Annotated in this window: 8 protein-coding genes; 6 read left to right on the forward strand and 2 right to left on the reverse strand. The window is 62.1% G+C overall.

Annotation, left to right across the window (positions count from 1 at the left end; all coding sequences use genetic code 11):
• Window positions 1-109 precede the first annotated feature (109 nt).
• From B0E48_RS09575 to B0E48_RS09595, 5 genes are all read left to right on the forward strand, one after another.
• A complete protein-coding gene (locus tag B0E48_RS09575) occupies window positions 110-3115 on the forward strand; it encodes a TonB-dependent receptor (RefSeq protein WP_077517900.1) in 3006 nt (1001 codons plus the stop codon).
• Window positions 3116-3260: 145 nt separating this feature from the next.
• Entirely contained in the window at window positions 3261-5468 is a 2208-nt protein-coding gene (locus B0E48_RS09580; RefSeq protein WP_077517901.1) for a family 20 glycosylhydrolase, read from the forward strand.
• Window positions 5469-5561: 93 nt separating this feature from the next.
• Window positions 5562-5810 (forward strand): GNAT family N-acetyltransferase, encoded by a 249-nt coding sequence (locus B0E48_RS09585; RefSeq protein ID WP_077517902.1) that lies wholly within the window; start codon window positions 5562-5564, stop codon window positions 5808-5810.
• Window positions 5811-6486: 676 nt separating this feature from the next.
• Complete coding sequence (locus B0E48_RS09590) at window positions 6487-6732, forward strand: hypothetical protein (RefSeq protein ID WP_077518379.1); 246 nt, start codon at window positions 6487-6489, stop codon at window positions 6730-6732.
• Between the two features lie 148 nt (window positions 6733-6880).
• Window positions 6881-7534, forward strand: a complete 654-nt coding sequence (locus B0E48_RS09595) for a response regulator (protein ID WP_077517903.1) — start codon at window positions 6881-6883, stop codon at window positions 7532-7534.
• Between the two features lie 105 nt (window positions 7535-7639).
• On the opposite strand, the gene B0E48_RS09600 is transcribed toward B0E48_RS09595, so the two are convergent.
• Window positions 7640-10780: an Rne/Rng family ribonuclease gene (locus B0E48_RS09600; RefSeq protein WP_077517904.1), complete on the reverse strand. Its 3141-nt coding sequence runs from the start codon at window positions 10778-10780 to the stop codon at window positions 7640-7642.
• Window positions 10781-11113: 333 nt separating this feature from the next.
• On the opposite strand from B0E48_RS09600, the gene B0E48_RS09605 reads away from it, so the two are divergent.
• A complete protein-coding gene (locus B0E48_RS09605; protein ID WP_077517905.1) occupies window positions 11114-12112 on the forward strand; it encodes an RluA family pseudouridine synthase in 999 nt (332 codons plus the stop codon).
• On the opposite strand, the gene B0E48_RS09610 is transcribed toward B0E48_RS09605, so the two are convergent.
• Entirely contained in the window at window positions 12113-12454 is a 342-nt protein-coding gene (locus B0E48_RS09610) for a 4a-hydroxytetrahydrobiopterin dehydratase (RefSeq protein WP_077518380.1), read from the reverse strand. It abuts the gene before it with no gap.
• Window positions 12455-12485 lie beyond the last annotated feature (31 nt).

The following is a 12485-nucleotide window of genomic DNA, read 5'->3' on the forward strand; positions in this document are numbered from 1 at the left end:
AAGATCCGGATGCGTCGAGTGGAAGGTGGCGGCAGGTGGTTTATCGGCTCCGGGTTTGGGGACCCGGGGTTTCACATCACAGATCAGTTTCAACGGGGAGAGGGCAACCATGAGCAAGATCCGTTTTCATCGAAGCGTATTGGCCAGTGCACTGGCACTGGCACTGTTCGGGCCACAGGCATACGCGCAGACATCGACGCAGGATGCGTCAACTGCGCCACCATCGAATACGCAACAAGGCCAGCAGGACGAATCGTCAAAGAAGGCCACTAAACTACAGGCAGTCACCGTCACCGGCTCGATGATTCCACGCGTGGAGATCGAAGGGCCGACCCCCGTGGTTTCCATTACCGGCTTGCAGATCAAGCAGCAGGGCTTCACCACGCTGTGGGAATTCCTGGATTCGCTGCCGCAGATGGGCCAGCCGCCGCAGGATCCGGCCAGTTGGGGGGCCACCGCGGTGAATGCGCGCCCGGTGAATCTGCGCAACCTGGGTGCGGGCTTCAGCCTGCTGCTGATTAACGGCGTTCGCGTGGTGGATTACCCGCAGCCGCTGGGCGCGCAGAGCAGCTTCCAGAACTACGCAAACCTGCCTAGCGGCATGATCGACCATGTCGAGATCCTGGCCTCCGGCGCCTCGTCGATCTACGGTTCGGATGCGGTGGCGGGCGTGGTCAACGTGATCCTGAAGAAGAACTATCAGGGTGACGATCTGCAGGTCACCGGCGGCGGCGCCACCCGTGGCGGCCGTTCCTATGGCGACATCAACTTCTTCGGCGGCAAGTCCGGCGAAAACTGGCACATTCTCTACAACGTGGAGAAGTCCAACCGCACGGCCTTGTGGGGCAGCGATCGTCCGTACCAGGATTCGGTATCCGATGCAGCCTATGGTGCCTGGAACCCGGCCGACCGCATGTTCGGCTACCAGTACGATGCGTCCGGCGCCATCGCCCTCTCCGCGACGAACGGCAATGGCCAGTACATCACGCCGCCGGCGGGCACCTGCGGCAAGTTCAGCAACTCGCAGTTGAGCCAGTCGCACAGCGTCAGCACCAGCGGCACCCAGATCACCGGAACGACCGACAACGGTTCCTTCTGCTCGCAGCCCAACCTGTTCCAGAACTGGGTGCTGACGCCGGGCAGCCGCACCAACAACGGTTACCTGGCCGGCGAATACGATTTCAGCAATGGCCTGCAACTCTACGGTTCGGCGGCCCTGTACGACTCGGTGGGTATCTCCCAGACCCAGTTGCCCTTCTTTGGCTACGGCAGCCCGTTCTATGACTCGACCACGGGGCAAACCATCAATGCGCTCGACCGCCAGCTGACCGCGCAGGAAATCGGCACGTCCGCCAATACCCATGACCGCGAGCAGAACTGGAACATCACGGCCGGCCTGCGTGGCACCATGTTCGACGGCAACTTCAACTGGGACTTCAGCCTCAATAGCCAGAAGTACATCGTGCGCGAGGACTTTACGGGCATGGACCAGGCGGCCATGAACAACTTCTTCCTCGGCCAGCAGACGGGAACCACCGCCGGTGGGCTGCCCATCTATGCCATCAACTGGCAGCGCTTCTGGAACCCCATCACGCCGCAGCAATACAGCCAGTTCGCGGTCAATGGTGAGAACACGGCGGAGTCGTCGCTGAACCAGGCGCAGTTCCGCGTCAACGGCGACCTGTTCAAGTTCCCGTGGGTGGACGAGTCGGTGGGTTGGGCAGCCGTGCTGGAAGCTGCGGACAACGATTTCCTGCTGTCGCCGGATCCGCGCGAGGCCAACTCCGCCACCTTCGTGGATCCGTTCTATAACGACAACTTTGGCGGCGGCAGCCGCCAGCGCTTTTCGCTGGGCACCGAGTTCCGCGTGCCGATCGTGAACTCGCTGACCTGGACCATCTCCGGCCGCCTCGACAAGTACCACGACGCCAGCAGCGCCGACATTGCCCGCACCTGGGGCACCGGCCTCGAATGGCGTCCGTTCGACAGCCTGCTGATCCGCGGCAGCTATGGCACCAATTTCAAGGCGCCGGACATGGCGGCGGTCTACCAGGGCGGCTCCGTCGTACCACAAGGCATTTACGAGGATAATCTGCAGTGCATCAACGCCATCAAGGCGGGCAACACCTCGAGCACCTGGTGCAACGGCGTTATTCAACGTCCCCAGTCGCAGTGGTACGAGCAAAAAACGGTCGGCGGCCCGGACCTGGTGCCGGAGACCGGCCACTCCTGGACCTATGGTTTCGTGTGGCAGGTTCCGGGCGTGGAGGGTCTGTCGGTGTCTGCCGACTACTGGCACATGGGCGTGGACAACGCCATCGAGTACATCAGCCAGAGTACCGTGCTCCAGGACGAGGCTGGCTGCCTTACCGGCTATCAGGCGGACGGCTCAACGGGTTTGTCGCCGTACACCGCGCACGCACAGGGATCGGCGTATTGCCAGATGGTGATAGCGGATGTGCAGCGCAATGCGGCAGGCCAAATCACCTCAGTGCAATCCGGACCGATCAACGAGGCCTCGCTGTACGTGAGCGGTGTCGATGCCTCGCTGCAGTACAGGCTGAATACCGAGGATTACGGCAATTTCACCACCGGCGTCAACTACACCGACAACCTCGCGTACAAGCAGCGCGTGCTGGCTTCCGACCCGTTGCTGAACACTCGCTACAACAATGTGGCGAGCAGGGTCACCTGGATCGGCACCTGGCAAAAGGGCGACTGGAACGCGTCGCTCTCCGGTTTGCGCGATGGCCGCATGCGCGCGCCAGGCTACGGCAACTGCAACACGCTGCCCAATGGCATCCAACCGAGCCCGGTGACTGTCGTCAGCCCCGACGGGACGACGGTCGATACCGGCGCCTGCCAGATCGGCGGGGCAAACGTCGCCGACACCGTGTACTACGGCCATGTGCCGACGTGGATCACCTGGAGCGGCTCGATCGGCTGGCAGATCAACCCGGATACCAAGCTGAGCTTCACCGTGTCCAACATCTTCAACAAGGTCTCTTCGATCCCGTACTACGCCGGCGGCTTCGAGTTCGTCACGACGGGGCAGACCGGCAGTGAATACAACGGTCGTGAATTGTTCCTGACTTTCGACTACAAATTTGATTGAAGCGGGCTCGATTGAAGGTGACTTGAGCGGTTCTGCCTGATCGAGGCATGACTCGATTGAGTCTGTTCAACTGTTCGGCCCCAGCATTGTCGGGGCCGAACAGCGCTTGACGGCAAGCCGTCCCTTGAAATGGGTGGAGTTCACAATGTTCAAAACCCTTGCGACCTGGTGGCTTCTGCTTTCCGTCCTGCTGGCAGGTGCCTGCAGTGCGAGCGATATCTCGATCATCCCGAAGCCACAGAAGATTGAGGTCGGCGAGGATAGCTATCGGCTGGATGCGCATACCGGCATCGTTGCTCCCGACGAAGCGCGTTCGCGCGAGATCGCCTCGTTCCTGCGCGATGCGCTCCACGAGCAGACCGGCATCGTGCTGACCCGGAGGGCGTCCGCGCACGACATCACGCTGAAGATCGACTCGTCCGTGCACGGCGACGAGGCGTACCGACTGGAGGTGACACAGCAACACGTCACGATCAGTGCGGCGACCGACAAGGGTCTGTTCTGGGGTGTGCAGACACTGCGGCAATTGTTGCCGCTTGGAAAAAGCACGTCGTTGCAGATTCCCGCCGTGCGCATCGAGGATGCACCGGCGTTCGCCTATCGCGGTTTCATGCTCGACGTCGGGCGGCACTTCTATCCGGTTGCCTTTATCGAGAAGCAGCTCGATCTGCTCAGCTACTACAAGATCAACGTTTTCCACTGGCACCTGACGGACGATCAGGGCTGGCGTATCCAGATCAAGCGTTATCCGAAGCTCACCGACGTCGGTGCGTGGCGCACCGAGGCGGACGGCAGTCGCTACGGCGGCTTCTACACACAGGCGCAGATCCGCGACGTGGTCGCATACGCGCGCCGACGCAACATCACGGTGATCCCGGAGATCGAGATGCCGGGGCACAGCATGGCAGCGCTGGCGGCATATCCGGAGCTGTCATGCACCGGGAAACCCTTGGCCGTACCGACGACCTGGGGTGTATTCAAGGACATCGACTGCGTGGGCGACGCGGGTACCTTCACCTTTCTTCAGAACGTGCTGGATGAGGTGATTCCGCTGTTCCCCGCGTCGTACGTGCACATTGGCGGCGACGAGGTACCCAAGGACCGCTGGCACGACTGCGCGTCCTGTCAGCAGCTGATGCACGCGCAGGGGCTCAAGGACGAGGAAGGCCTGCAAAGCTATTTCATCCAGCGCATCCAGCATTACCTTGCCGGCAAGGGCAAGACCCTGATGGGCTGGGACGAGATTCTCGAAGGCGGCGCCGACAGGAACGCCATCATCGAGATCTGGCGCGGCGAGGTCGAGGGCCGCAAGGCACTCGCCAGCGGCAACCGCATCATCAACGCAGGACCGTTCTATCTGGACTCGCCCACCGCAGGGCTCGGCGTGAAGAAGATCTACGCGACCGATCCCCGTCAGGGTTATGCCGATGCACCGACCGGGCTGTTCCTCGGTGCCGAGGCGCCGTTGTGGAGCGAGCGTGCCACGCCGCTGAACGCGGAAAGCAAACTGTATCCGCGCATGCTGGCGTTCGCCGAAATCACCTGGAACGACGGTCCGCGCGACTACGCCGATTTCGAGCGGCGCCTGCAGGCGCAATACCTCGTGCTCGACGCTCGGGGGGTGAACTATGGCGCGGAAGACCAGGACCTGGCCACGTTCCACCTCGCGCCCGGCCCGCACGGCGGCTGGTTGCTGCAGGCCACCAGCGGCCTGCCTGGTCTGGTCTTCCACTACAGCACTGACGGCAGCGATCCGACGCAGGATTCTCCCGAATTCACCGACACACTGGCGATCCAGCATGCCGGCACGCTGCAGGTGACGCCGTTCCGCCACGGCCGCGCGATGGACCTGCCGACCCGCTTCACCACGATCGACAACCTGGCAGCAGGCAAGCCGATCACCTACGCACAGCCACCGAGCCCGCACTACAGCGGTGCGGCCAACACGCTGGACGACGGGTTGCTCGGCAGCGACAACTTCCATGACGGCCAATGGGTCGGCTGGGAGGGGGGCGATCTCGATGCCAGCATCGACCTGCAGCAACCGACCCGACTGCACGGCATCGCGGTGGATTTCATGCAGCAGAGTGGTTCGTGGGTGCTGTTGCCGAAGCAGGTAACGTTCTACGTGTCGTCCGATGGCCAGCACTGGTCGCAACTCTATGCAAGGACGCTCAAGGTCGACGCCGGCGATGCACGTCCGCTGGTGCAACGCATCGAGTTCAGCAGTCCCGTACCGATCAGTGCACGCTATGTCCGCGTTAAGGCGGAGAACTATGGCCCCCTGCCGTCCGACAGCGCGGGTGCTGGCCACAACGCGTGGTTGTTCACCGATGAAATCATGTTGCACTGAGCCGCATGGTGCCTATTTTCAGTAACCTGGAAGACTCCAGACAATGAGCCATGATCCGCTCGATATCGAGTGTAGCGGCCGCCGAACCGACCGATCAGGGTATTCGCTGTCGTCGAAGACTGGCACGGCAAGGGCGTCGCGCAGGAGCTCATGAAGGCTTGCCTCGACGAAATCAAGCAACAAGGATCAGATGCATTGTGGCTCGATGTCTGGGAGCGCAACCCAAGGGTCATCTCGTTCTACAAGAAATGGGGGTTCGTGGAGGCGGGTGATCACACCTTTTCTCTTGGCGGTGATCCTCAGCGAGATATTGTCATGGTTAGAGCTGTTGCCTCTGAGTAGGGCACCTAAGGACTCGTTCAATGCGGACGGCTTCGCCGCCGCATAACCCCAGTGTTGAATGGCTGCACGCGCGGGTTTTCACCCGCGCGATCTTATGACGTTGCAACATGGGAGCCGCACTCATCGCGGCATCACCCAAAAAGACGCTTTGATAGCTTCGCTTGGAATACCTAAATTGGGTCGGACTGATCAACGTTGACCGGAATCGGTGTTCAGTTCGACCGGAATCTGCAGTCGTGTTACCCGTGGCCAGCCGTCCTTTGAATGATGTGGTTGGCTGGGGGCATTTATGGGGGCATATCTTCTTAAGTGATTTGCGAGCGTTGATCCTATGCGCAATTCGAGTCCCCTCTTGGCACCAATGATGGATTCCAGCAGGTCTTGCTGGTGTCATGAAGAAACAGAGAACCGCCGAATGGCGGTTTTTCTGTTTCCAGAAGTGGCTTCAGGATGCTACGGGTGCCAAGAGGGGACTCGAACCCCTACGGCGTATTGCAGCAGATCATTGTAATGATCGAGGGAATCGCGCGCCGTGATTCCCGCACATGGCCTGTAGGCGCAAGCCTACAGATCGACCGTCATCGGCATGGCACATTGCGTTCCCATGATGGAGATACCCGGCCGCCTCGGCCACACGTATCACGCTAGATTTGCTCACGGGGATGGGGTGCATGCCATGGTGATCATTTCAATCAAGCCTTCTGCAGCCGGTGGCTGGAAGGTCTGCCGTTCCCACGTCGCGCTGTTCGGTGATCTGCAGCTGGGAGCCGCGATCAAGTTGGCCAGGGAACTGGCACGTGATGAGCACCTGCGCTCAAGTGAATCCGTTTGTGTAGAGATACCTGGTCCGACTTCGGCGATCGTGTTGGCTCGTTATGCGGGTAACGCTGACGCGGGTGTTGGCAACACGCTGGCGGCTTGAGTATCCACACGGAAAAGTTGCTGGTGTCGCAGTACCATGGGAGTGCAGTCTGGGTCGCTGACCGGATCATGTGGTGCAGGGGGCAGCAGTTTGTCGCAGAACAGGTTGGCAACCTGATTTCATGCGGCCCAATCAAGGAGGGCGTGAAGTGATCAATGTGGTTCTGGTGGACGATCACGAGCTGGTACGCACTGGCTTTCGAATGATCCTGCAGCAGCAGGCCGATATTTGCGTTACCGGCGAGGCCGGGAGTGCCGAAGAAGGCCTGCGGCTGATACGCACGCTCGCGCCGGATATTGCCATGGTCGATGTGCACATGCCCGGCATGAGTGGTATCGAGCTCACCGAACGCGTATGCCGCTCGAAGATGTCCACTCACATTGTCATCGTGACGGTGGTGGACGATGCGCGCTTTCCCAAGCGGCTGCTTGACGCCGGTGCGCTCGGTTATCTGACCAAGGGGTGCAGTGCCGAGGAGCTGGTGTCTGCCGTACGTCAGGTGGCCAACGGTCGTCGCTACCTCGCGCCGGCGGTAGCGCAGCAACTGGCGCTAGCCACCCTGGATGGCAGCACCTCACCGTTTGATGTGCTGTCCAGCCGTGAACTCGAGGTGGCGATGATGCTGGTGCGCGGCAAGCCGTTGACGATCATCGGCGAACAGCTCAACCTGAGTCCGAAGACGGTATCGACCTACAAGCAGCGCCTGATGGAAAAGCTGCATGTGGATCATGTGCTGAGTCTGGCGCATCTGATGACGGTGCATGGCCTGATCGATACCCCGAATCATCAGGTCGGTAGCTGATGCCACGCGTACCCGCATAACGGTTGCCCGTGGCATCCATAGGCAGTAACAAAAAAACCGGACATGAGTCCGGTTTTTTTGTTACTGGAGCAGGTCGCTGGCGATTCAGCCGTGCGAGTCGCTCTCGTGTTTCTCATCCGCCGGGGCAGTCACTGGCTTCATCGCTGCGTCGTGTGGTGCAGTCGGAGGGATGGATTGAGCCAGCAGATCGCCCTGCTTGGGCAGCGGCGTGACTGCTGTCGTCGGCATGACTACAACTACAGCAGCAGGAGTGCTGGTGGGCTGGCTGATCGTGCCGGCCGACGGTGCTGTAGCGGTCGGAGCTGCCGGTTGGACCTGCGGCACCGGGGTGACAACAGGAGCCGGCGGGTCGATTGCTGCCACCGGTTGCGGGGCAGGTACGGCGTCAGCCAAGGGAGTAGCAACCGGACTCTCGCTGGACTTGTTGATGGCGCTGTCGGTATGGACCACGGGAGCCGCTGCGATCGGCTGCGGCGGGCGGTTGACCGGCTGTGCGGACGAGGGTGCAGGCTGCGCTGTCACCTTGACCGCATCGCTGGCATCGGTGGTGCTGGCCGCCGGTTTCGCCTGAGCGGGAATGGGTGGCAGGGTGGGCAGGTTGAAGGCCGCACCAGTCGCAGCTGCCGGCGTGACAGCCGACTTCGGCGGCTGGTTGTCCACAGCTTCGGTCGTGGAGGCGGCTTTTTCTGTCGACGGCGTGGGTGTCGCTGCTACCAACGCGGGGGTGGCCGGTTTGTCTGCTTCAGCAGTTGCCTGCACCGCCGGGACCGGCTCGGTGTTGTTTGCACTGCCCGAGCTCGCCGCAGAGGCCAAGGAACTGACGGCCACTGTCGTAGCCGCAGGCGGCGGCTCACTACGGCCGACTGCGGGGGCGCTGGCGTCTTCATCCCGATCCTCGTCGTCGAGCGCCTGCACGGCATCGAGATTTGTACCGTTCGGCGCCGCGTCGTCGTGGCGACGACGGCGACGGCCGCCGCGACGGCCGCGACGACGGCGCGACTGGCTGCCATCAGTGTCGAGGGTGTCGTCAGCGGAATCCGGTGCCGTCGATTCGGCCAGGGGCGCGACCAGCAGCTCGGCTTCCTTGGCCGCGTCGTTCGGCGACGTGGCAGCCGGGCGCTCGTTTGCGACGGGGCGCGACGGACGCTCGGCCTTCGCCGGCTGTTGCGGGTTGGGCTTGCGCTCGGCTCGTGCCTGATTGTTCCCATTCACGACAGGCTTGGGTTGACGTTCCGTCTTGACGCTCGGTGTTTGCGCCTGCTGCTGCGGCTGGCGCGGCAGCTCGTTGTTGCGCTGGCGTGGGTTCCTGGATTGCTGCGATGCGCCCGATTTTGGCGCGTTCTGCTGCGTCGATTCGCGCCGCGGCTGTCGCTGCGCGGAGGTGTTCTGGGTGTTGTTGCGTCCCGTGCGGTCGTCGCGGCGGTCGCGAGTACCGTCATTGCCGTCGGGACGCCCGGCAGCGGGTGTCGGCGCGGCTGCTTCGGCGCTGCGGAACCAGCCAATCAGTCGCGAGATGACGCCACCGGAGGGCGCCGAGCGTGACGGGGCCAAGGTAGCCGCAGGCTGGCGGCGCGGAACCGGCTGTGCGGCGGCAACGGGAGCGGCGACTTCTTCGCGCAACGGCGCCGGGCTGGACGGCACGATGCCGCTGACCGCCGGCTGTTCGCTGCTGCCCAAGGCCTGGCCCATCTTGGGCAGCTCGGTCGTTTCCACCGTGGTCAAGCGCTCGTAGCTGGGTTTGCTGTGCTCGCCCATGTCGGCTTCGCGGATACGCTGGATTTCAATGTGCGGCGTTTCCAGCTTTTCGTCAGCCACGATCATCACGTGCACCTTGTTGCGCAGTTCGATCTCGACCACGCTGGCACGCTTTTCATTGAGCAGGAAGTTGGCCACGCTGGTAGGTGCCTGCACCAGCACCTGGCCAGTGTTGTCCTTCATCGCGTGCTCTTCGATCAGGCGCAGGGTCGACAGCGACAGCGATTCCACGCCGCGGATGTGGCCGTGGCCCTCGCAGCGCGGGCACACGATCTGGGTCGCTTCGCCGAGGCTCGGACGCAGGCGCTGACGCGACATCTCGAGCAGGCCGAAGCGCGAGATGCGGCCGATCTGCACGCGGGCACGATCGAGCTTCAACGCTTCCTTCAGGCGATCTTCCACTTCGCGCTGGTGCTTCGGGCTGTCCATGTCGATGAAATCGATCACGATCAGGCCACCGGCATCGCGAATGCGCGCCTGCCGGGCGATTTCCACCGCGGCCTCGCAATTGGTGTTGAACGCGGTCTCCTCGATGTCGCTGCCCTTGGTGGCCTTGGAGGAGTTGATGTCGATCGCGGTCAGCGCTTCGGTCTGGTCGATCACGATCGAGCCGCCCGAAGGCAAGCGTACCTGGCGGTCGAACGCGCTCTCGATCTGCGTCTCGATCTGGTAGCGCGTGAACAGCGGGGTGTCGTCCTTGTACAGCTTGAGCTTGCGCAGCGCGTTCGGCATTACCTGCTGCATGAACTCGCGGGCGTCGTTGTACAGCGATTCCTCATCGATCAGGATCTCGCCGATGTCGCTGCGCAGGTAGTCGCGCAGGGCGCGGATGAACAGCTTCGATTCCTGGTAGATCAGGAACGGCGCTTTCTGCGAGGTAGCGGCGCCGGAGATCGATTTCCACAATTGCAGCAGATAATCGAGGTCCCACTGCAGCTCTTCAGCGTCGCGGCCGAGGCCGGCGGTGCGCACGATCAGGCCGACATCGTCGGGTACGGTGACGTGTTCCAGCGCTTCTTTCAGTGCCTGCCGGTCCTCACCCTCGATCCGGCGCGAGACACCGCCGGCCTTCGGGTTGTTTGGCATCAGCACCATGTAACGGCCAGCGAGGCTGATGAAGGTGGTCAAGGCGGCGCCCTTGTTGCCGCGCTCTTCCTTCTCGACCTGGACGACGACTTCCTGGCCTTCCTTGAGCAGTTCGCGGATACCGGCCTTGTGGTGATCCACACCCGGCAGGAAATACTCGCGGGAGATCTCCTTCAGCGGCAGGAAGCCGTGGCGTTCGGCCCCGTACTCGACGAAGCAGGCTTCAAGTGAAGCCTCAACACGTGTGATACGACCCTTGTAAATATTGGACTTTTTCTGTTCCCGGGAAGGGATTTCGATGTCCAGGTCGTACAGGTTCTGGCCATCGACAATGGCCACGCGCAACTCTTCACGCTGAGTCGCGTTGATCAACATACGCTTCATGCTAGTAATCCTCGGCTTGTCGCGCGTCGCGTGCCACGGTGGCGCCACAATGGCGGCCTGCCGGGGATCGCGCCGCTGCGGTAAAAGCGGCAAAAAAACGGCACCGTTACCGGTGTCTGGATGATTCGATCAGCTGCGTCTGCCGCCCCGATACCTCAATGGCATCGGACAAACGGCAGCCCGAACCGTTACGATGAAAGGGAGCCGCGACCGGCCGCCAAGGCAACCGGCGCAATCCTCGCCGACGTTACGGGCGGGCACTCGACCCGATCCAGACATCGATGGGCAGAATGTAGCGCCCACCGAGTATCCTATTTCAGCAGGTTTTTTTCAATGCAGACGGTAACTTCCCCCGACGCACCTCACGGTGTACGTCAAGTCGAGATCGGTCCCGAGCGGGACGGCCAGCGCATCGACAATGCGCTGGTAACCATGCTCAAAGGGGTGCCGAAGAGCATGATTTACCGGTTGTTGCGCACCGGCCAGGTGCGCGTCAACGGTAAGCGGGCGAAGCCGGATACCCGTCTCACGGCTGGTGATATGCTGCGTATTCCGCCGGTACGGGTGGCTGAACGGCCCGAGGGCAACGCGCCGGCCACCGGTTTGGTGGCTTCAGTGGCCGACGCCATCATTTTCGAAGACAAGCACTTCCTGGTCATCGACAAGCCCTCCGGCGTGGCCAGTCACGGCGGCAGCGGGGTCAGTCATGGCGCGATCGAGCTGCTGCGCGCGGCCCGGCCGCAGGAACACCTGGAACTGGTACATCGACTCGATCGCGACACCAGCGGCGTGCTGGTGTTTGCCAAGACGCGGGCCGGACTGACTGGTCTGCAGGCGGCAATCCGTGCCGGCGAAGTCACCAAACAGTATCTGTGCCTGATGCTCGGCCACCCGGCCAAGGCCAAGTTCGACGTCAATGCGCCACTGCTGAAATCCGTGTTGCAAGGCGGTGAGCGCATGGTGCGGGTGGCGGACAACGGCAAGCCGTCACTGACGTTTTTCCGCGAGATGGAGCAGTATCCCGGCGCCCGCCTGATGCAGGCCACCTTGGGCACAGGACGAACCCACCAGATCCGGGTGCATGCCGCGCACATCGGCCATCCATTGGCTGGTGATCCGAAGTACGGCGACAAGGAGATGAACAAGCGTTTCCGCGAGATGGGCCTGAACCGGATGTTCCTGCACGCCGCGCACATGAGCTTCGAGCTGGAGGGGCGCTCCTACAGCTTCTCCACGCCGCTGCCGGACGATCTGAAAGACTTTCTCGATGTGCTCTCAGTCAAGGGCAAGCGGCTGGTCTACACACGGGACAAGTCGCGCACGGATTTCTGATCAGCGCGCCAGCAGCGCTTCGACGCGGGCGGCACAGATGAAATCGTTCAGCGACAGGCCACCGACGTCATGAGTCGACCACAGTAGCTGGCAATGGCCGTAGCCGGCTTCGATATCCGGGTGATGATCCTCATGGTTGGCCATGAAGCCGACCGCGTTGATGAAGCCCAGCGTGTGATGGAAGTCGGTGAATCTGAAGTCCTTGACGATGGCGTGGCCGTCGGCATGCATTTGCCAGCCCGGTACCAGCTGCAGCAAGCCATTGATCTGCGTAGCGTCAAGCGCATGCTCCTTGCCCTTGCGCGGCTGACAGTGCTGAGTGGCCAGGTCATTGGCGTTCATGCGGATCTCCATGGGGCTGAAAGTCGGGATG

Origin of the sequence: Rhodanobacter sp. C03 (genome assembly GCF_002001175.1) — a bacterium.
In the GTDB taxonomy this organism is placed as follows: Bacteria; Pseudomonadota; Gammaproteobacteria; order Xanthomonadales; family Rhodanobacteraceae; genus Rhodanobacter.